Annotated in this window: 16 protein-coding genes; 11 read left to right on the forward strand and 5 right to left on the reverse strand. The window is 70.4% G+C overall.

The annotated features are described in order from the left end of the window. Window positions 1-4: 4 nt before the first annotated feature. From F1734_RS00955 to F1734_RS00965, 3 genes are all read right to left on the reverse strand, one after another. Entirely contained in the window at window positions 5-2,587 is a 2,583-nt protein-coding gene (locus tag F1734_RS00955) for a cation-translocating P-type ATPase (protein WP_203011250.1), read from the reverse strand. A gap of 300 nt (window positions 2,588-2,887) precedes the next feature. Continuing rightward, window positions 2,888-4,189 (reverse strand): MFS transporter, encoded by a 1,302-nt coding sequence (locus F1734_RS00960; protein ID WP_017680174.1) that lies wholly within the window; start codon window positions 4,187-4,189, stop codon window positions 2,888-2,890. Window positions 4,190-4,311: 122 nt separating this feature from the next. Next, entirely contained in the window at window positions 4,312-5,979 is a 1,668-nt protein-coding gene (locus F1734_RS00965) for a class I adenylate-forming enzyme family protein (RefSeq protein WP_203011251.1), read from the reverse strand. A 288-nt stretch (window positions 5,980-6,267) separates the two neighbouring features. Here F1734_RS00965 and F1734_RS00970 point away from each other — a divergent pair, with 288 nt between their 5' ends. Beyond that, a complete protein-coding gene (locus F1734_RS00970; protein WP_017680176.1) occupies window positions 6,268-8,586 on the forward strand; it encodes an FHA domain-containing protein in 2,319 nt (772 codons plus the stop codon). Window positions 8,587-8,602: 16 nt separating this feature from the next. On the opposite strand, the gene F1734_RS00975 is transcribed toward F1734_RS00970, so the two are convergent. Beyond that, a complete protein-coding gene (locus F1734_RS00975) occupies window positions 8,603-9,181 on the reverse strand; it encodes a hypothetical protein (RefSeq protein ID WP_017680177.1) in 579 nt (192 codons plus the stop codon). Window positions 9,182-9,272: 91 nt separating this feature from the next. Here F1734_RS00975 and F1734_RS00980 point away from each other — a divergent pair, with 91 nt between their 5' ends. After that, a complete protein-coding gene (locus F1734_RS00980) occupies window positions 9,273-10,319 on the forward strand; it encodes a GlxA family transcriptional regulator (RefSeq protein WP_017680178.1) in 1,047 nt (348 codons plus the stop codon). 7 nt (window positions 10,320-10,326) lie between these two features. Here F1734_RS00980 and F1734_RS00985 read toward each other — a convergent pair whose 3' ends face one another. Further along, window positions 10,327-12,696, reverse strand: coding sequence for an FdhF/YdeP family oxidoreductase (locus F1734_RS00985; protein ID WP_026137623.1), 2,370 nt, complete (start codon window positions 12,694-12,696; stop codon window positions 10,327-10,329). Window positions 12,697-12,862: 166 nt separating this feature from the next. Here F1734_RS00985 and F1734_RS00990 point away from each other — a divergent pair, with 166 nt between their 5' ends. The 9 genes from F1734_RS00990 (at window position 12,863) to F1734_RS01025 (ending at window position 20,779) form a co-directional block, all read left to right on the forward strand. Then, entirely contained in the window at window positions 12,863-14,437 is a 1,575-nt protein-coding gene (locus F1734_RS00990; RefSeq protein WP_026137624.1) for an FMN-binding glutamate synthase family protein, read from the forward strand. Window positions 14,438-14,538: 101 nt separating this feature from the next. Beyond that, the gene (locus F1734_RS00995; RefSeq protein ID WP_155621881.1) at window positions 14,539-14,700 is read left to right on the forward strand and encodes a hypothetical protein; all 162 of its coding nucleotides are present in this window, start codon (window positions 14,539-14,541) and stop codon (window positions 14,698-14,700) included. A 25-nt stretch (window positions 14,701-14,725) separates the two neighbouring features. Continuing rightward, window positions 14,726-14,803: an Ms4533A family Cys-rich leader peptide gene (locus F1734_RS26510; protein WP_368681482.1), complete on the forward strand. Its 78-nt coding sequence runs from the start codon at window positions 14,726-14,728 to the stop codon at window positions 14,801-14,803. A gap of 210 nt (window positions 14,804-15,013) precedes the next feature. Continuing rightward, entirely contained in the window at window positions 15,014-16,045 is a 1,032-nt protein-coding gene (locus F1734_RS01000) for a sulfate ABC transporter substrate-binding protein (protein ID WP_006943619.1), read from the forward strand. Window positions 16,046-16,061: 16 nt separating this feature from the next. Beyond that, a complete protein-coding gene (gene cysT / locus F1734_RS01005) occupies window positions 16,062-16,934 on the forward strand; it encodes a sulfate ABC transporter permease subunit CysT (protein WP_029540016.1) in 873 nt (290 codons plus the stop codon). After that, window positions 16,931-17,737 carry a sulfate ABC transporter permease subunit CysW gene (cysW, locus tag F1734_RS01010; RefSeq protein WP_010594194.1) on the forward strand — a complete coding sequence of 269 codons (807 nt, stop codon included), beginning with the start codon at window positions 16,931-16,933 and terminating at the stop codon, window positions 17,735-17,737. Before cysT ends, cysW begins: the two co-directional genes overlap by 4 nt. Further along, a complete protein-coding gene (locus F1734_RS01015; RefSeq protein ID WP_010594195.1) occupies window positions 17,734-18,747 on the forward strand; it encodes a sulfate/molybdate ABC transporter ATP-binding protein in 1,014 nt (337 codons plus the stop codon). Before cysW ends, F1734_RS01015 begins: the two co-directional genes overlap by 4 nt. Before the next feature lie 281 nt (window positions 18,748-19,028). Beyond that, the gene (locus tag F1734_RS01020) at window positions 19,029-20,000 is read left to right on the forward strand and encodes an amino acid ABC transporter permease (protein WP_203011252.1); all 972 of its coding nucleotides are present in this window, start codon (window positions 19,029-19,031) and stop codon (window positions 19,998-20,000) included. Next, window positions 19,997-20,779, forward strand: a complete 783-nt coding sequence (locus tag F1734_RS01025) for an amino acid ABC transporter ATP-binding protein (RefSeq protein ID WP_010594197.1) — start codon at window positions 19,997-19,999, stop codon at window positions 20,777-20,779. Before F1734_RS01020 ends, F1734_RS01025 begins: the two co-directional genes overlap by 4 nt. Window positions 20,780-20,797: the final 18 nt, after the last annotated feature.

Here is a 20,797-nt window from a genome sequence, read left to right on the forward strand (position 1 = left end):
GCACTCACCGGCGGCTACGGACCGTCTTGTACACGAAGTCCGCGGCAAGGACCGCGGGGATGCCCAGCAGCGCGACACACAGCGCCTCGAGCGGCGGAACCGCATGGCCCAGCACGTCGGCGACCGGGACGACTCCCAGGAAGACGACGAGGGCGACGAGCTCGACGAGAACGGCCCACAGCAGCAACCGGTTCGAGCCCCACCCGAGCTGCCACGGCGGCCGGGACGCGCTGCGGCAGGCGAACGCGGTGCCCACCTGCCCCAGGACGACCGCGGCGAACGCGGCGCCCGAGGCCGCGAGAAGTGCCGGACCGGTGGGAAATTCACCTCCGGGACGCCAACCTGCGACGAGGAGCGCGACGAGGAACGCACTCATCTCGACGATCGCCTCGACCGGTCCGAGAACCCCGAACACCCGGACCAGCAGGGTCCGGTCGACGAGGTGCCGACGCTCCGGTGGCCGCTTCAGCGTGTCCCGGCTCGGCGGTTCACCGCCGAGGGCCAGCGCCGGCAGCAGATCGGTGCCGATGTCGATGCACAGGATCTGCAGCACCCCCAGGGCGAGCGGAAACTGCCCGCCCGACAGTCCCCACAGCGCGAACGGCGTCAGTTCCGCGACGTTGGAGGTCAGGTGATAACTGAGGAAGCGGCGGATGTTGGCGTAGGTGGCCCGGCCCTGCTCGACCGCGGTGAGGATGGTTGCGAAGTCGTCGTCGAGCAGCACCAGGTCCGCGGCCTCGCGCGCGACGTCGGTGCCGCCCTCGCCCATCGCCACCCCGATGTCGGCCTGCCGCAGGGCCGGTCCGTCGTTGACACCGTCGCCGGTCATCGCGACGACGTGACCGCGGTCCTGCAGGGCCTTCGCGACGCGCAGCTTCTGCTCCGGAGAGACCCGGCTGATCACGACGCCGTCGCGATCGAGGAGGGCACCGAGCAGCTGATCGTCGTCCGGCAGATCCTTGCCCTGCACCACCTTGCCCTCTGCGCCGAGCAGGCCGATCTCGCGGGCGATGGCGCGGGCCGTCTCCGGGTGGTCACCGGTGAGCATCGCGCCCTTGATGCCGGCGCCGCGCGCGGCCCGCAGCGCGGCCGGGACGGCGATCCGCGGCGGATCCTCCATGCCCAGCAGGCCGAGGAGCTCGAGGTCGCGTTCGGCGAGTTCGGGGTCGGTGAGCGCGCCGGAATCGCTCAGGGTCCGGCGGGCGACGGCGAGCACCCGCAGGCCCCGCGACGCCATGTCCGCGAGCGCCTCCTCCGCCCGGTCGACGAGCTCGCCCGGCTCGGCGCAGCGCGGAAGCACCGCGTCCGGGGCGCCCTTGAGAAGCAGCCGCCCGCCCACGATCACCGATTCGCGGCGGCGCCGGGGATCGAACACGAACCGGCGGGTGACCGGCCCCGGCTGTGCGCCGGGACCGGCGAGACGGGCCGCGAACGCGGCGATCGCCGCCTCCATCGGGTCGCCGACCGCCCGCCACTCGTCGTCGTCGAGGGTGATTCCGCCCTTCGAGGCGGCCGCGCCGGCGAGACCGGCGGTCGCGGCCGCCGCCACCGCCGGCTCCGGGCCGGTCACCGCACCGGTGGGCGCATACCCCTCCCCGCGCACGGCGACGGTCCCGGCCGGGGTCCACGCCTCGACGACGTTCATCTGGTTCTGGGTGAGCGTGCCCGTCTTGTCGGTGCAGACGAACGTCGTCGCACCGAGGGTCTCGACGGCCTCGAGGTTGCGCACCAGCGCGTTGTCGCGGGCCATGCGCTGCGCCCCCATCGCCAGCGACAGCGTCACGGTGGGCAGCAGCCCCTCGGGCACGAGGGCGACGGTGATGCCCACCGCGAAGAGGAAGGCGTCCTGCCAGGAGATCCCCACCAGGAGAGACACGGCGAAGAACACCGCGCCGACGCCGACGGAACCGAAGGCGAGCGTCCGGACGATGCGCTGGATCTCCCGATCGAGCGGGCCGGGTGGACGTCGCACCGACGTGGTCAGGGCTGCGATACCGGCGAGGCGGGTGTTCGCACCCGTGGCTGTCACGATCCCTTCGGATTCGCCCTCGGCGACGAACGTTCCGGCGAACACGGCCGCGCCGGCCGTGCGGAGCACCGGTTCGCTCTCCCCGGTGAGGGTGGATTCGTCGAAGGTGCAGCGGCCCGCGACCACAAGGGTCAGATCGGCCGGGACCCGGTCGCCGCCGGTGAGCACGACGACGTCGCCGACCACCAGGTCACGGGCGTCGACCGTGCGCAGCGCCCCGTCCCGGCGCACCACGATGGTGGTGGGCAACAGCTCGCCGAGGCGCTCGGCAGCCTTCTCCGCGCGTTCCTGCTGCACGAAGGCGAAAATGCCGTTGACGACGATCACCACGATCACGGCGATGCCCAGCTCCGGCATGCCCGCGACGAACGCGAGGGCCGAAGCGAACCACAACAGCAGCGCGAAGAAGTGCGTGAGCTGCGCGATCAGCCTGCGCCACCACGGCACTCGCCGCGCGGCGGGGAGCTGGTTCGGGCCGTCGCGGATCAGCCGCGCGGCGGCCTCACTTCCGGTGAGACCGCCGCCGGGGAGCACCTGCGGACCGGAATGTGCCTGCACACCGCCTCCTCGCCCACCCGGGATGCGTCACCGCGACCGGGGTCGGCCCCCGTCGCGGCAGGCCCAGCGTATCGGCACGGGGGCCGTCGCGGACGCGACTGCGCCCCACCCGTCGCGGACGCGACTGCGCCCCACCCGTCGCGGACGCGACTGCGCCCCACCCGTCGCGGACGCGACTGCGCCCCACCCGTCGCGGACGCGACTGCGTCCCACCCGTCGCGGACGCGACTGCGTCCCACTCGTCGCGGACGCGACTGCGCCCCACCGCCACGATGCCGGTGGGGCGCAGGGGACGAGCCGTCAGGCGTGCTCGAGGCGGATGCCCTTGGTCTCCCTCATGAAGACGCAGGCGATGCCGGTCAGCACGCACAGCACCATGATGTACACGCTGAACGCCCATCCGAGGCCGCGGCCGATCAGGAGCTGATTCAGGTACGGGGCGGTTCCACCGAACACCGCGACGGAGAACGAGTACGCGAAGCCGATCGCCTGGGTCCGCAGCCGGGTGGGGAAGCTCTCCGACAGCGTCGCCGACAGCACCGACGCGGGGACGGACACGACGAGCAGCGCGACGGTCGTCGCGACGAGCAGGGTCCATCCGGCGGAGGAGATCATCATCGTCAGCGGCAACTGCAACACGAGCATGAGGCCGGCGAACGCGAACAGCATCGGGCGGCGGCCGATCCGGTCGGACAGCATGCCCCAGAAGGGCAGGGAGACGAGCGCGATCGACTGGGCGATCACCGACATCCAGTAGGCGACGTCGGGGTCCATCCCCTGCTGGGTGATGGCGTAGGTGGAGACGTACGACGTCCAGGTGTAGTGGGCGGCGGTGATGCCGGAGGTCATGCCGATCATCAGCAGGATCGCGCGGACGACGGTCTTGCGCGGGATGCGCGGCTGCTCGTCCTGCTCCTGGTGGGCGTCGAACACGTCGCTCTCGTCCATGCTGCGACGCAGGTACAGGGCGACCAGGGCCAGGCACGCGCCGATGAGGAACGGGATGCGCCAGCCCCATTCGGCGACGGCGTTTTCGGAGAGCGACGAGGTGACGGCGCCACCGATGCTGTAGGCGAGGACCGAGCCACCGAAGATCGCGATGAAGGCGACGCTGCCCCACATCCCGCGACGGTGCGGCGGGGCGATCTCACCGACGTACGAGTAGGCGGTGGCCGATTCGCCGCCGTGGGCGAAGCCCTGCATGATCCGCGCGGCGAGCAGGATCAGCGACGCCCACGCCCCGATGGACTCGTAGGTGGGCATGATGCCGATGACGAGGCTGCCCGTCGCCATCATGAGCATCGTGGTGACGAGGACGAACTTGCGGCCCCGCCGGTCGGCGATGCGGCCGAACACGATGCCGCCGAGGGGGCGCATGAGGAAGCCGACGGCGAAGACCGCGAGCGTCGACAGCAGCGCGGAGATCGGATCGGAGTTGTTGAACATCACCGCGGCGATGAACGGTGCGAAGACCGCGTAGGCGCTCCACTCGTACCACTCGAGTACGTTGCCGACCGCGCTGGCGAACAGCGATTTCTTCTTCGAGGCCAGGGTGGGCGCGGTGTCGACCGCATCCCGGGGGTTCCGGACGTCGGTGTTCACGTGGTGTCTCTTTTCGTTCGCGGGAGCAGTGGCCGAATGTCACATCGGTTCGATGTGACCGAACCGGTGTGACATTCGGTCGGTCGGTCGGTCATTCGGTCGGGTGGGAGGGGGGCGGATCGTCAGGTGGTCGCGGTGGGGGCGGTGCGGTCGCGCAGGTCGCTGCGCCGGATCTTGCCGGTCTGGGTCTTGGGGAGGTTCTCGACGATGTGGACCCGGCGGGGCCGCTTGTAGGCGGCGAGGCGCTCACGGGCGAAGTCCACGAGTTCGTCCTCGGTGGCGTGGGCGTCGCGTTCGAGCGACACGAACGCCACCACGGATTCGCCCTGGTAGTCGTCGGGCTGACCGACGACGGCGGCCTCGTGCACGGCGGGGTGCTCGTAGAGGGCGTCCTCGACCTCGCGGGGCCACACCTTGTAGCCGGAGACGTTGATCTGGTCCTTCAGCCGGTCCACCAGGTAGACCCAGCCGTGCCGATCGATGATCGCGCCGTCGCCGGTGCGCAGCCGTCCGCCGGGCAGGGTGGAGGCGGATGCCTCGGGCTTGCGCCAGTACCCCGAGATCACCTGCGGGCCGGCCAGTTCCAGTTCCCCCTGCGTGCCGGGTTCGACGGCGGCACCGTCCGCGTCGACGACCCGCGCATCGATCAGGGGCAGCGGGACGCCGATCGCGAGGGTGCCGCTGGCGGGGTCCACGGGTGCCCGCCGCCCGGGGGGCACCGCGATGACGCCCGAGGACGTCTCGGTCATCCCGTACGCGTTGTGGATGTACTTGCCGAACTTCGCTTCGAACTTCTCCACGGTCGCGGGCGGGATCGGTGCGCCGCCGGAGTAGAGGGTCTTGACCGACGCGAAGTGGCGGGCCTCGGCGCCGGGGGGTTCGTACAGGGCGTTGAACACCGTGATCGAGCCGATCGTGAAGGTGACCCCGTGCTCGACGAGGGCCTCGAGCGCGACCTCGGCATTGAAGCGGTTGGCGAAGACCAGGGTGGTCGGGTGCACCAGCGCCAGGGTGGCGTTGATGACGGCGCCGGTGATGTGGAACAACGGCGCGACGGCGAACACCGCGTCGCCGGCGGTCAGGCCGACGAAGGAGCCGAAGGTGGTGGCCACGGCCAGCACGTTGGCGTGGGTGTTCATCGCGCCCTTCGGTGGTCCGGTGGTGCCCGAGGTGTAGGCGAGCAGGGCGACGTCGTCGCCGGTGATCTCGACGGGCGACGGCCGCCGGCCCCGGTGTTGTTCGATCAGCTCGACGAGGTCGCCGTCGGGCGCGGCCACGGCACGGTCCGTCGTCGGGAAGACCCGTGCGTCGTCGCGGCTCTGGAAGTCCAGGTCGCTGGTGCTGACGATCCAGCGCACCGAGCTGTCGCGCACGGTGTCCGCGGTCTCCGCGACGGCGGTGTCGGCGCACACCATGCCGACGATCTCGGCGTCGTCGACGAGACGGCGCAGTTCGACTCTCCGGTACATGGGGTTGAGCACGAGCGCCGCGGCGCCGAGTTTCCACAGCGCGAGCAGGGTCAGCGCATACTGGGGGATGTTCTGCAGGTAGATGCCCACACGGTCGCCGCGCCGCACCCCGCGAGCGGCGAAGGCGACGGCGAGAGCGTCGGAGAGCTCGTCGGTCTCGCGGGCGGTCAGCACACCGTCGAAGTAGGCGATGGCCTTGCCGTCGGGGTCGGCATCCACGCGGGCGCGCCACGCGTCCACCAGGGAGACGAACGGCACCACCGGCTCGGGGTCGAGTCCGTTCGGGTAGAGCGCGGTCCAGGGGCGCATCTGGGACGTCACGACGCAGTTCCTTCCACTCGACTGCGGGGCCTTCCACCGCCACGACCGATCGCTCGGTCGGTAAGCGGTCTGTCAGTAGTGTCGTGGGCCACACAACCGCGTGTCAAATCGGACAGGACACACCCGTGGCGTCCGCATGCGGGCCCTGGCCTGGGCATTCCCGGAGTGGGAGAATCGGAGATCGAACGACCCCCGGCGCGCGACGCGACGAGCGGTCGGAAATCGTCGGTGGGCGGTCGAGAACCGCACGTCGGTACGAGCGGACACGGCTGACGGAAGGCCGAGACGATGGACGACGTGGACACCCGGCACGCGCAGGTTCTGCTCGAATGGGACAGCGGCCGCGCCGGCTACGACCCCGGAACGACGGTGCACATCGGCCGCGACCGATCGATGGATGTCACCCTCGAACACCCGGTGGTCTCCCGCGAACACGCGCTCCTGCAGTGGGAGGACGGCTGGTATCTCGTCGACTCCGGCAGCAAGAACGGGCTCTTCGTCGACGGCCGCCGGGTGGAGCGGATCCGGGTGACCGGCACGGTCGTCGCCCGCCTCGGCGACCGCGCCGAGGGACCGGACCTCCGGATCTCCGTCGCCGAACCCGAGGCGACCCGCGAACGCCGCGGGGGTCTGCTCGACCAGCTGACCGCGGTCCGGGCCGGCGAGACCCGCGGGGCGCGGCGCCGGACCCGCCGCGCGCCCCGCACCGGCGACGTGTCGATCGGCCGCGCCGCCGACAACACCGTCGTCGTCGACGACGTCCTGGCCTCCCGCCAGCACGCGGCCCTGCGCACCGGGCCGACCGGCCTCGAGATCGAGGACCTCGGCAGCGTCAACGGCACGTTCGTCGCGGGCACCCGCATCGATCACGCCGTCCTCGCCGAGGGCGACGTCGTGACGATCGGCAACACCGACCTCGTCGTCCGCGACGGCACCCTCGTCCCGCGGGAGAAGACGGCGGCGGCCACGACCGACGGGCTGCGCGTGCGCGCCGTCGGACTGACCATCGACGGGAGCCGGCGACTGCTGCACGACGTCACCCTGGCCGCGCCGCCCGGCACGCTCACCGCCGTCATCGGCCCCTCCGGTGCCGGCAAGTCCACCGTGGCCAAGATCGTCTCGGGCACCGGCAGTCCCACCGACGGGGTCGTGGAGTTCGACGGCCACAGCGTGCACGCCGAATATCAGGCGCTGCGCTCCCGGATCGGCCTCGTCCCCCAGGACGACGTGCTCCACCGGCAGCTCACCGTCCGCGAGGCCCTCGGTTACGCCGCCGAACTGCGGCTGCCGCCGGACACCACCCGCGCCGACCGCGAGGAGGTGATCGCCCGGGTGCTCGGCGAACTGCAGCTCACCGAACACGCCGGCACCCGGGTCGACCGCCTCTCCGGGGGGCAGCGCAAGCGCGCGTCGGTCGCCCTCGAACTGCTCACCGGGCCGTCGCTGCTGATCCTCGACGAACCCACCTCCGGCCTCGATCCGGCACTCGACCGGCAGATCATGACCACGCTGCGCCGCCTCGCCGACTCCGGCCGGGTCGTCCTCGTCATCACCCACTCCCTGTCCTACCTCGAACTGTGTGATCAGGTGCTGCTGCTCGCTCCCGGCGGCAAGACCGCCTATGTGGGGCCGCCCGGCGAGGTGGGCACCGCGCTCGGCAGCTCCGACTGGGCCGAGATCTTCGCCCGCGTCGCCGCCGAACCCGACGCGGTGCACGCCGAGCACCTCGCCCGCAGTGCGACCGTCGACCATCCACCCGCCGCGGCCCCCGGCCCGCTGGGCCGACCCGCCCACACCTCCCGTCGCAGACAGCTGAGCACCGTCGCGCGGCGGCAGATCCGGTTGATCCGCGCGGACCGCGGCTACCTGATCTTCCTGTCGCTGCTGCCGTTCATCCTCGGCGGGCTGTCGATCCTGGTGCCCGGCAGCGACGGATTCGGCCCGCCGAGCCCGGGTGCGGATCCGGGCGAGCTGGCGTTCATCCTCATCCTGCTGATCCTCGGGGCCTGCTTCATGGGCTCGTCGCTCACCGTCCGGGACCTCGTCGGCGAACGGATGATCTACCACCGCGAACGCGCCGCCGGGCTCGCACCGTCGGCGTACCTGATCGCGAAGATCGTGGTGTTCTGCGCCGCCGCGATCGTGCAGTCGTTCGTGCTGGTCCTCGTCGTCCTGGTCGGCAAGGGCGCCCCCGGTGCCGGCAGCGTGATTCCTTCCGGCAGCGTCGAACTCGTCGTCGATATCGCCCTGACCACGTGTGCCTGCGTGGTGGTCGGCCTGGCCCTGTCGGCCGTCGCCCGGTCCGGTGAACAGGTGATGCCGCTGCTCGTCGTGACGGTCATGGTGCAGCTCGTGCTCAGCGGTGGCCTGATCCCCATCACCGGGCGCGCCGTGCTCGCCCAGCTGTCGTGGCTGTCGCCGTCGCGGTGGGGCTACGCCGCGACCGCCTCGACCGTCGACCTGCGTGCCAAGGACCCGACCGCCGAGGCCGACGTGCTGTGGCAGCACGCCCCGTCGTGGTGGCTGCTCTCCGCCGGGATGCTGCTCCTCCTCGGCATCGTCTACGCCACGTTCACCTACACCCGGTTGCGGCTGCGCGCCCGGTGAGCGCGATGCCGATATCTCACACGACGACGAGCGCGACGGCGACCGCGACATCGAGCACGGCGCAGAACTCGGCGAAGGAACGGTCCACGGTGACCCGGAGCCGATGGTGGACGAGATCCCACACGCCGTGCAGGAACCATCCGGCCGCGACGAGGTACCGGGCGAGGTCCGGATCGGCGGCGAGCGCGACCAGGCCGAGCACCCCGAAGGCGACCATGCCGGCCACCTGGACGAGGAAACGGCGGTCGCGCAGCCGGCCGCGCACCACGCCCACGACGATCACGACCGCCGCCGCGGCGCCGATCAGCACCGTCGACGGCACGACGTCCAGCGCCCGCAGCACGAACCACACCGTGTAGGAGGCCGGGAACACCACCCATACCGCACGCGGCCGGCCCAGCACGGCCGTGACGAGATACAGGAACGGCAGCAGCATCATCATCTCGGTGAGGATCTCGACGCTCGCCTCGGCGGGCGTGCCGAACAGGGCGAACGCCAGAGCCGCGACCGTCGGCCAGCGCTGCGCCAGGAAGGCCGGACCGGCCGGGCGGCGCGATGCGGGGCGGGCCGTGCTCACGGCCGTCGTGGTGTCCATGAGGTCTCCCGGGGGCAGTGGTGGGCGGATGCCTCCACGATCGGCCCCCGGATCCGGCCGGACGAGACCCCGAGGTCGGACGTGTCCGGAAATGTGGGATCCCTGTCCGTCGGACACGCCGCGTCCGGCCCCGGCCGCGGCTACCGTCGACGGTGTGGACGAACGACGCGTGGTGGTCGTCGGCTACGACCGGGCGGAGCTGCTCGACATCGCCTGCGTGACGACGACGTTCGCGACTGCGAACCGATTCGGCGCCGCCCCGGCGTACCGGGTGGAGCTGGCCACCCCCGGCGGGGCCGCGATCACCTGCGACACCGGGCTGGTGCTGGCCGGACAGCGACGGCTCGAACGGCTCGTCGGAGCACTCGACACCCTCGTCGTCTCCGGCGGCTTCGGGCACGTCGACGTGGCCGACGACGCCCGGTTCGTCGGCCACGTGCGCCGCCTCGCGCGGGACAGCCGCCGGGTGGCGTCCGTGTGCACGGGCGCCTCCGTCCTCGCGGCCGCCGGTCTGCTCGACGGCCGGCGCGCCACCACCCACTGGGCGTTCGCCGCTCGGCTCGCCGCGCGGTACCCGCAGGTGCAGGTGGATCCGCTGCCGATCTTCGTGCGCGACGGCCACGTCGCGACCGCCGCCGGGGTGACCAGCGCCCTGGACCTCACCCTCGCGTTCGTCGAGGAGGACCACGGCCCCGACCTCGCCCGCCACGTCTCCCGCGCCCTGGTCACCTACCTGCAGCGACCGGGCAACCAGGCGCAGATGAGCCTGTTCACCACGGTGCCCGAGCCGGAGGACCGCGGGATGCGGCGCCTCGTCGACCACATCACCACCCACCTCGGCGGCGATCTGTCGGCTACCGCGCTCGCCGCGCGGGCCGGGATGAGCGAACGGCACCTCACCCGGATGTTCCTGCACCACCTGCACGACACCCCCGCCCGCTACGTCCGCCGGGTCCGGCTCGAGGCCGCCGCCGTCCTGCTCACCACCACGTCGCTGCCGGTCACGGCGATCGCGGCGCGCTGCGGGTTCGGCACCACCGAGACGCTGCGGCAGGCGTTCACCCGGCGCTACGGGGCGTCACCGGCGGCGTTCCGCGCCGGTCACTCCCACGCCGCCGCCCGGCACACCGGGGGCTGAACGGGTCTCAGGACAGGTACTCGGGGTCCGGGCAGGTCTTGTGCGACCAGTCCGAACCGAGGGTGCCCTGGTGCGAGTCCTCCGGGCACTCGTCGCTGCGTTCGCCCACGCGGGCCAGGGACACCACGACGGACTTGGAGGTAGGGCAATTGCTCTGGCGGGCAGTCGAATCCAGCGGCACCAATCCGTTGGTCTCGGGATAGTAGGCGGCAGCCGATCCGCGCGGAGTGTCGTACTCGACGATCCGGAACGACCGCGCGCACCGGACCCGCTCGTCGCCGTCCCACCGCGTGAACAGGTCGACCAGATCACCGTCGTCGAAGCCGAGGGCGGCGATGTCGTCGCGGTGCAGGAAGATCACCCGCCGCCCGCCCTCGACGCCGCGGTACCGGTCGCTCAGCCCGTAGATGGTGGTGTTGAACTGGTCGTGGCTCCGCAGGGTCTGCAGGATCACGTGCCCCTCGGGCACGTGCAGCACGTCGATCGGGGAGACCGCGAATTCGGCCCGCCCGGAATCGGTGTGGAAGGTACGCGAATCGCGGGGCGGGTGCGGCAGGACGAACCCGCCCGGGCGACGGACGTTGACGTCGTAGCTCTCACAACCCGGGACGACGCGGGAGATCAGGCCGCGGACGACGCCGTAGTCGTCGCGCATCGCCTTCCAGTCGAGGCCGTACCGGTCCCCGAGCGTGGCCTCGGCGATCCGCGAGACGATCTCGACCTCGGACTTCAGGTGCGGGCTCGCGGGCTCGAGCGGCCCGCGCGACGCGTGCACCGAGCACGTCGAGTCCTCGACCGTCACGAACTGCGGGCCCGACGCCTGCACGTCCTGCTCGGTGCGCCCCTTGGTCGGCAGGATCAGCGCCGTCTCGCCGCACACGAGATGCGAGCGGTTGATCTTGGTGGAGACCTGCACGGTCATCCGGGCCCGCCGCATCGCGGCCGCGGTGACGTGGGTGTCGGGCGCGGCCTGCACGAAGTTGCCCCCGAGACCCATGAAGAAGCGGGCCCGGCCGTCGCGCAGCGCCCGGATCGAGTCGACGGTGTCGAAGCCGTTCTCGCGCGGCGGATCGAAGCCGAACTCCCGTTGCAACGCATCGAGAAAGTGGGCCGGGGGCCGCTCCCAGATTCCCATGGTGCGGTCGCCCTGCACGTTGGAATGCCCGCGCACGGGGAACAGACCCGCGCCGCGCTTACCGATATTGCCCTGTGCCAGAGCCAGATTGGTGACCTCCTTGATGGTGGCGACCGCGTTGCGGTGCTGGGTCAGGCCCATCGCCCAGCAGAACACCGTCGCCCGCGAGTCACGCAGCAGCCTCGCGGCCTCGGTGATCTGCTCCCGCGACAGCCCCGTGGCGGTGGTGACGACGTCCCAGTCGACGTCGGCGACGTGGCGGCGCCACTGCTCGAAACCGCGGGTGTGCCGCTCGATGAACTCGTGGTCGAGCGCGTCCCACTCCACGAGCAGCGACCCGAACGCCTGCAGCAGCGCCAGATCCCCGTTCAGCGCGATCGGCAGGTGCAGGTCCGACAGGTCGGTGCCCCGGCCGACGACCCCGCGCGGGGTCTGCGGATTGCGGAAGTTGACCAGGCCCGCCTCCCGCAGCGGATTGATCGACAGGATAGTGGCGCCGTTGCGTTTGGCCTTCTCGAGCGCGGTGAGCATGCGTGGATGGTTCGTCCCCGGATTCTGGCCCTGCAGGACGATGAGCTCCGCGTGGTAGACGTCGTCGAGCGTGACGCTCGCCTTGCCGATGCCGATCGACTCCTGCAACGCGATGCTGGTGGACTCGTGGCACATGTTGGAACAGTCGGGCAGGTTGTTCGTGCCGAACGCCCGGGCGAAGAGCTGGTAGGCGAACGCCACCTCGTTCGAAGCCCGCCCCGAGGTGTAGAAGATCGCCTCGTCGGGGCTGTCGAGCGCGTTCAGCTCCGCGCCGATCAGGGCGAACGCCTCGTCCCAGTCGATCGGTTCGTAGTGGGTGCCGCCGGGCCGCTTGATCATCGGATGCGTGATGCGGCCCTGCTGGCCGAGCCAGTGCTCGCTGTGCGCATCCAGCTCGGCGAGGCTGTGGGCGGCGAAGAACCCGGGGGTGGCGCGGCGCCGGGTCGCCTCCTCCGCCACCGCCTTCGCACCGTTCTCGCAGAACTCGGCGACCGACCGATGTCCCGGGTCCGGATCGGGCCACGCACAGCTCATGCAGTCGAAGCCCTCGGCCTGGTTCAACCGCAGCAGTGTCTGCGCCGTCCGGATCGGTCCCATCCGTTCGAGGGACCGCTTCATCGACACCGCCACCGCGGTCGGGCCCGCGGCATGATCCTCGGCGTCGTCGACCTCGAGGTCGCGCTCGTCGTAGTCCCGATCGTGTCTGCGCATCGCCGGCCCCTCGTCGTCCACACTGTGTCCGCGGTCGTCCACACCGTGTCCGCGCGCCCGGCTCCCCGCGCACGCGTGTCGATGCTCTGCCTACCCGCGCGCCGCGCCCGCGAAACCGGATTCGTGAAGGTCGGCGGGCCTCGTGGCCGCGTCGTACGGTGGCCTCATGAAGTGGTCGAAAGCCCTCGGACTCCCCGCCGCGGCGATGGCCGCGGTCGCGTCGTACGACCTGCTGCAGCGGCGGCACGCCATCCTGCGCAACTTTCCCGTCGTCGGGCACGGCCGCTACCTGCTCGAAGCCGTCGGTCCCGAGTTGCGGCAGTACATCACCACCGGAAACGACGAGGAGCGTCCCTTCACGCGCGATCAGCGCCGCTGGGTGTACACCTCCTCGAAGCTCGTGAACAACACCTTCGGATTCGGCACCGACAACGACGTCGAATACACCGACGGCTACACGATCATCAAGCACCGCACGTTCTCCGAGACCCCGCCGTCGGCCGCGCCGCACGCCGGGGAGAAGCTGCCGATCCCGTCGGCGAAGGTCCTCGGCGGACCGCGTGGGCGGGCGAAGGCGTTCCGGCCGCAGTCGATCGTCAACGTCTCGGCGATGAGCTTCGGGTCGTTGAGCGGGGCCGCCGTCTCGGCGCTCAACCGCGGCGCCGCCGACAGCGGTTGCCTGCACAACACCGGTGAGGGCGGGCTGTCGCGCTACCACCGCAACGGGGCAGACCTGATCTTCCAGATCGGCACCGCGTACTTCGGTTGCCGCGACGAGGAGGGCCGGTTCGACCTGGCCCGGCTGAAGGCCGTCGTCGAGTCGGCGCCGGTGCGGGCGATCGAGATCAAACTGAGCCAGGGCGCCAAGCCCGGCCTCGGCGGCCTGCTGCCCGGGGCGAAGGTGACGCCCGAGATCGCCGAGATCCGCGGCATCCCGGAGGGCCGCGACTGTGTCAGCCCGTCGCGGCACACCACGTTCCACGACGTCGACAGCATGCTCGACTGGATCGAGCTGCTCGCCCACGAGACCGGGCTGCCGGTCGGCGTCAAGTCGGCGGTCGGCGACATGGCCTTCTGGCAGCACCTCGTCGACGCGATGTGCAACTCCGACCGTGGCGTCGACTTCGTGACGATCGACGGCGGCGAGGGCGGCACGGGTGCGGCGCCGCTCGTGTTCACCGACGCGGTCTCGCTGCCCTTCCGCAGTGGCTTCGCCCGGGTCTACAAGCTGTTCGCGGAGGCCGGTCTCAGCGACGACGTGACGTTCATCGGCGCCGGCAAGCTCGGACTGCCCGACAACGCGGTGGTGGCGATGGCCCTGGGCTGCGACATGATCAACGTCGCGCGGGAGCCGATGCTCGCGATCGGCTGCATCCAGGCCCAGAAGTGCCACACCGATCGGTGCCCGACCGGCGTCGCCACCCAGAACCCGTGGCTCGAGCGGGGCCTCGACGTCGAGCTGAAGGCGGTGCGCGCCGCCAACTACCTCCGGGCGCTGCGCCGGGACATGTTCAAGCTGGCCGAGGCCTGTGGCGTCGCGCATCCCGGTCTGATCACCCCGACCGACGTCGAGGTGGCCGACGGCAACCGGCGCGCGATCACCCTCGCGGAGATGTACGGCTACCAGCCCGGCTGGGGTCTGCCCGGTGCGGCGGACCGCGAGGAGATCACGCGGCTGATGCTCGGGGTCGCCGCGGCCGAGGGCGGCGAGGGCTCGCCGGGCGCGCGAACGACGCCCTGACACCGGCACTGTCCAGAATCCGGACAGTTCGGGACGCCGACCCCACGTCACGCTGGAGCACGACCACTCGCGACACCACCGAACCCGCCGGGAGGCAGATCGTGATCGACAAGATGTACGCCGCGGTGCTTACCGTCGGCGGTGTCGTGTTCGCCGGCTGCCTCCTCCTCGGCGAGGCCGTGGACGCGATGGGCGGCGCGGGCGTCATCGGACTGCGCGCGCTTCCGGACGACACCGTCGAACAGGCCGAGCGCTTCTGCTAGAGTCTGCCGCGTGTCCGCTACCGCCGTGCCTCGCGTCCGCCATGAACTGGCGCTGATCGCTGTCGGCGTGCGCGCGGTCGCCGACGTCGACTGTCGTCGCTGACTCCCGTCACCAACCCTTGCGGCATCGTTGCCGCCCCCGGTTGCCGAGGAGTCGCGTCGCCCCGTCCGGCGTGACATTCGTCGGCCCGACTCGTTCGGGTCCACGTCTCCACCACCTTCGTCCGTCCTGCGGAGCGTCTCCTCGAACCGGTGTGCCCGGGTCCTCCCCCGGTCTCGCACAGAGACACTCCTGCAGGAAAGGCATCACCTCATGAAGAGACGTTCGGGTCTGTTCGTCACCGCCCTCGCCGCCCTCGGCGCGACCGTGCTGACCGCGTGCTCCGGCGGATCCAGCGACACCGTGGGCGGAGGTGAGAGCAGCGGCGACGGCTCCGGCGGCACGATCAACCTGTACGCGTACGCCGTGCCGAAGCCTGGATTCGACAAGCTGATCCCCGCCTTCCAGGCCACCGAGGAGGGTGCGGACGTCGAGTTCCAGCAGTCCTACGGCGCCTCCGGCGATCAGTCCCGGAAGGTCAAGGACGGCGCCGAGGCGGACTTCGTCAACTTCTCCGTCGAGCCGGACATCACGCGTCTCGTCGACGCCGGGCTCGTCGAGGCCGATTGGAACTCCGGTCCGTACAACGGAATTCCCTTCGGATCGGTGGTGACGATCGTGGTGCGCGAGGGCAACCCCAAGAACATCACCGACTGGGACGACCTGCTGCAGCCCGGCCTCGAGGTCGTCACGCCCAACCCGTTCAGTTCCGGCTCGGCCAAGTGGAACCTGCTCGCCCCCTACGCGGCGAAGAGCGACGGCGGCGCGAACCCGCAGGCGGGTCTGGACTACGTCACCACACTCGTGAACGAGCACGTCAAGATCCAGCCCAAGTCCGGTCGCGAGGCCACCGAGGCGTTCCTGCAGGGCTCCGGCGACGTGCTGCTCAGCTACGAGAACGAGGCGCTGTTCATCGAGCGCAACGGCGACCCGGTCGAGCACGTCACCCCGCCCACCACCTTCAAGATCGAGAATCCGGCTGCAGTGCTCACGAATTCGAAGAACGCCGAGAAGGCACGGGCGTTCGCGGACTTCCTCTACACCCCGCAGGCGCAGCGTCTGTGGGCGGAGGCGGGCTTCCGGCCCGTCGACCCTGCGGTGGCGGAGGAGTTCGCGGCCGACTTCCCGCAGCCGGCGAAGCTGTGGACGATCGCGGACCTGGGCGGCTGGAAGGCTGTCGACGAGCAGTTGTTCAAGGCCGAGACCGGCTCGATCGCCGTGATCTACGACAACGCCACGAAGTAGAGCCCGGACAGTGAGTATCACCGACAGCGCCACCGGGGTGGGACCGAGGCCGGCTCCCGCCCCGGCGGCGCGCCGCCGCACTCCGCTGCGCGCAGCGACCGGCACGGTCGGACCGCTCGGCATCGGAGTGTCCGTGCTGTGGCTGTCCGTCATCGTTCTGTTGCCGCTCGCGGCGCTGACCGCGGAGGCGTTCGCCGACGGTCCGAGTGGCTTCTGGAACGCCGTCACCGCCCCGGCCGCGCTGGCGACGCTGCGGATCACCGTGGTCGTCTCCGCGATCGTCGCGGTCGTCAACGTGGTCATGGGCACCCTCATCGCGTGGGTACTGGTGCGCGACGAGTTCCCGGGCAAGAAGTTCGTCAATGCCCTGATCGACCTGCCCTTCGCGCTGCCCACCATCGTGGCGAGCATCGTGCTGCTGGCGCTGTACGGGCCGGAGAGCCCGATCGGTATCCATCTCAACGCCTCCCAGCCGGGGCTCGTCGTCGCGCTGGCATTCGTGACGCTGCCGTTCGTGGTGCGTTCGGTGCAGCCGGTGCTCCTCGAGGCGGACCGGGAGGTGGAAGAGGCCGCGGCGTCCCTCGGCGCGAACAACCTGACCGTCTTCCGGTCCGTGGTACTGCCCGCGCTGACCCCGGCTGTCGTCAGCGGTGCCGGGCTCGCGTTCGCCCGTGCCCTCGGCGAATACGGATCGATCGTGCTCATCGGCGGCAACATCCCGTACGAGACCCAGGTGGCGTCGCAGTACATCCAGCAGCAGATCGAGATCGACCGCCCGATGAACGCTGCCGCGGTGTCCGTGGCACTGCTGCTCATCGCCTTCGTCGTGCTGTTCGTGCTGCGCCTGGCAGCGGGACGCAGCCTGCGCCGGGAGGAGGAGGACCGATGAAGGTCTCCCCGTGGACGCGAATCTCGCTGCGGACGATCGCACTCGGCTACCTGTTGGTCCTGTTGCTCGTTCCGATCGGGGTGATCCTCTACCGCACATTCGAGAACGGCGTGGGTGCGTTCCTCCAGTCGATCAGCACGCCCGCGGCGATCTCGGCGTTGAACCTGTCGCTGCTGATCGTCGCCATCGTGGTGCCCGTCAACGTCGTGTTCGGTGTCGTCGTCGCACTTGCGCTCGTGCGCGGCCGGTTCCGCGGCCGCGGGCTGCTGCAAGCCGTGGTGGACCTGCCGTTCGCCGTCTCACCGATCGTTGTCGGTGTCGCCCTGATCATGCTGTGGGGTGCCGGCGGGTGGTTCGGAGGTGTCGAATCCCTCGGATTCAAGGTGATATTCGGGCTACCGGGCATGGTGATCGCCACGATCTTCGTCACCTTGCCGTTCGTCGTGCGCGAGGTCGAACCGGTGCTTCACGAGATCGGCCAGGAACAGGAGCAGGCCGCCGCGACACTCGGCGCGAACGGCTGGCAGACGTTCCGGCGCATCACCCTCCCCTCGATCCGGTGGGGCCTGACGTACGGCGTGGTCCTCACCGTCGCCCGCGCGCTCGGCGAGTTCGGGGCTGTCATCATGGTCTCGTCCGGCTTCCCCGGCGTGTCCCAGACCCTGACGTTGCTGGTGCACTCCCGCTACATCGACGACCACAACACCTTCGGCGCCTACTGCGCCGCGACCCTGCTCATGGCCATCGCCGTGATCGTGCTGCTGCTGATGACCCTGCTCGACCGCAAGAGGAGTACCAGATGATCACCGTCATGGGCGCACGAAAGAACTACGGCGACTTCGCGGCCCTCGACGACGTCGACATCGAGATCCCGTCCGGGTCGCTCACCGCGCTGCTCGGACCCTCGGGCTCCGGTAAGTCGACGCTGCTGCGGTCCATCGCCGGACTGGAAACCCTCGACGACGGCATCGTGCGCATCGGCGGCGACGACGTGACCGGCGTGACCCCGCAGAAGCGGGACATCGGTTTCGTCTTCCAGCACTACGCGGCGTTCAAGCACATGACCGTCCGCGAGAACGTCGCGTTCGGACTGAAGATCCGCAAGCGGCCCAAGACCGAAATCAGCCGCCGCGTCGACGAACTGCTCGGCATCGTCGGGCTCGACGGGTTCCAGCAACGCTATCCGGCACAGCTGTCCGGCGGCCAGCGCCAGCGCATGGCCCTGGCCCGCGCCCTCGCCGTCGATCCCAAGGTGCTGCTGCTCGACGAACCGTTCGGCGCGCTCGACGCCAAGGTGCGCGCCGACCTGCGCACGTGGCTGCGCCGCTTGCACGACGAGGTGCACGTGACCACCGTGCTGGTCACCCATGATCAGGAGGAGGCGCTCGACGTCGCCGACCGGATCGCCGTGATGAACCGGGGCCGCATCGAGCAGGTCGGAACCCCGCGGGACCTGTACGACCGGCCCGCGAACGACTTCGTGATGTCGTTCCTGGGCAATGTCTCCAGGCTCAACGGAAAGCTGGTGCGGCCGCACGACATCCGTCTCGGTCGCGAACCCGATCTCGCCCGCGCCCAGGACGCGGGCACCGCCGGGTCCGTGGGTGTCACCCGCGCGACGGTGGAGCGGGTCGTGCACCTCGGGTTCGAGGTCCGCGTCGAGCTGCGCAACGCCGCGACCGGTGAGGACTTCACCGCGCAGGTCACCCGCGGCGACGCACGCGCTCTCGGTCTCGCGCCCGGCGAGACCGTCTATGCGCGCGCGACCGAGGAACCGGCGCTGCCGGAGACGACGCGGGTGCCGATCGGCTAGAGCCACGCCCACCCACCGGCGCCTCACTCGGCCGAATGTCACACAGGTTCAGTTGGATCGAACCCGTGTGACATTCGGCCATTCAGGCGTGCGGTATCACCCCGCGGACTGCTCGGGTCCTGCGGCGGGTTCGAATCACCCGGATCGGAATCCGTGACGAGCAGGACCCCGCCGGGCGAGAGTGGTGTCCACGCGCCCCGCCCTCCCGGTGTGCACGCCGATCACTCACCCGAGATCCGTGAAAGGTACTACCCGATGAACGCTTTCCCCGGTGGGTCGGCGTGAGCGCGCCGACCGGGATCCGTCCTGCGCCGGCGAGCACCGCGGAGCCCGACGACGCAGGGTTGATCGTCGCCCCCGCCCGCCACCCGCTGCGCTGGCTGGTCGCCGCCCTCGCCCTCGTCCTGGTGGCGCAGTTCGTGCACGGCCTGGCTACCAACCCGGGCTGGGACTGGGCGACGTTCGCTCGGTACTTCACCGCACAGTCCGTGCTCTCGGCCCTGGTGGTGACCATCGAACTCACCGTGTGGGGAACGGTTCTCGGATTCGGGCTCGGCGTGCTGCTCGCCGTCGGCAGGCTGTCGAGGAATCCCGTCCTGCAGGTGATCTCCTGGGTGTACATCTGGGCATTCCGATCCATCCCGCTCATCGTGCAACTGCTGTTCTGGTTCAATATCGCGTACCTGTACCGAACGCTGTCGCTGGGTGTCCCGTTCGGACCGTCGTTCTTCGAGTTCGAGGTCACCGGCGTGATCTCCGGCTTCACCGCCGCGGTGATCGGCCTGGCCCTGCATCAGGCCGCCTACTCGGCGGAGATCATCCGCGCCGGCATCATCTCCGTGGACCACGGCCAGATCGAGGCGGCGCAGGCCCTGGGCATCCCTCGCCGCCGGCAGTTCTTCAAGATTATTCTGCCGCAGGCCATGCGATCGATCCTGCCCAACGCCGCCAACGAGGTCATCAGCCTGTTCAAGGGCACCTCGATCGTCTCCACGATGGCGATCGCCGAGCTGTTCTATCAGGTGCAGGTCGTCTTCGGCCGCAACGGCCGGGTCGTGCCCCTGCTCATGGTGGCCACCGTCTGGTACATCGTGCTCACCACCGCGTTGTCGATCGTCCAGTACTACGTGGAGCGGCACTACGCGCGCGGCTCGTCCCGCGCCCTCCCGCTCACCCCCTGGCAGAAGACCGTCGCCAAGTTCCGCGAGATCCGCGACTCGGGTATCGCCGCACCCCGGGGAGCCACCCGATGACCACGCCGGTCGATCCCACCCCGTACGCCGTCGACGTCCGGGGCGTGCACAAGTCGTTCGGATCCCTCGAGGTCCTGAGAGGTGTCGACCTGAAGGTCCGCAAGGGCGAGGTCACGGTGATCCTCGGCCCCTCCGGCTCCGGCAAGTCCACCCTGCTGCGCACCCTCAACCACCTCGAGAAGGTCGACCGCGGCACGGTCCGCATCGACGGCGAACTCGTCGGCTACCGCCGCCGGGGCAACAAGCTGCACGAGATGCGCGAGAGGGACATCCTCCGTCAACGGTCGCGCATCGGATTCGTGTTCCAGAACTTCAACCTCTTCCCGCACCTGACCGTGCTCGAGAACGTGATCGAGGCGCCGATCTCCGCGCAGCGCCGCGACCGCGCCGAGGTCGAGACGCTCGCCCGCGAACTGCTCGACCGGGTCGGCGTCGGCGACAAGATCCACGACTACCCCAAACAGCTGTCCGGTGGGCAGCAGCAGCGGGTCGCCATCGCCCGCGCCCTCGCGCTGCGCCCGGCCGTGATCCTGTTCGACGAGCCGACCTCCGCGCTCGACCCCGAACTGGTCGGCGAGGTGCTCGAGGTGATCCGCGACCTGGCCCGCGACGGTGCGACCCTGGTGATCGTCACCCACGAGATCGGCTTCGCGCGTGAGGTTGCCGACACCGTCGTGTTCATGGACGGCGGCGTCGTCGTCGAACAAGGTCCGCCCGCGCAGGTTCTCGACCGGCCCACCCAGGATCGCACCCGCGCCTTCCTGTCCAAAGTCCTCTGAAGTCCTCCCGAAAGGCAA

The sequence above is a fragment of the Rhodococcus ruber genome, from assembly GCF_016804345.1.
Classification (GTDB): domain Bacteria; phylum Actinomycetota; class Actinomycetes; order Mycobacteriales; family Mycobacteriaceae; genus Rhodococcus; species Rhodococcus ruber.

Bases quoted from the DNA above. Each gene is read 5' to 3' on its own strand.
- F1734_RS00970 (WP_017680176.1), top strand. From the start codon at position 6,268: ATGGACGACGTGGACACCCGGCACGCGCAGGTTCTGCTCGAATGGGAC.
- F1734_RS00975 (WP_017680177.1), bottom strand. From the start codon at position 9,181: ATGGACACCACGACGGCCGTGAGCACGGCCCGCCCCGCATCGCGCCGC.
- F1734_RS00980 (WP_017680178.1), top strand. From the start codon at position 9,273: ATGTGGGATCCCTGTCCGTCGGACACGCCGCGTCCGGCCCCGGCCGCG.
- F1734_RS00985 (WP_026137623.1), bottom strand. From the start codon at position 12,696: ATGCGCAGACACGATCGGGACTACGACGAGCGCGACCTCGAGGTCGAC.
- F1734_RS00990 (WP_026137624.1), top strand. From the start codon at position 12,863: ATGAAGTGGTCGAAAGCCCTCGGACTCCCCGCCGCGGCGATGGCCGCG.
- F1734_RS01000 (WP_006943619.1), top strand. From the start codon at position 15,014: ATGAAGAGACGTTCGGGTCTGTTCGTCACCGCCCTCGCCGCCCTCGGC.
- cysW (WP_010594194.1), top strand. From the start codon at position 16,931: ATGAAGGTCTCCCCGTGGACGCGAATCTCGCTGCGGACGATCGCACTC.
- F1734_RS01015 (WP_010594195.1), top strand. From the start codon at position 17,734: ATGATCACCGTCATGGGCGCACGAAAGAACTACGGCGACTTCGCGGCC.
- F1734_RS01025 (WP_010594197.1), top strand. From the start codon at position 19,997: ATGACCACGCCGGTCGATCCCACCCCGTACGCCGTCGACGTCCGGGGC.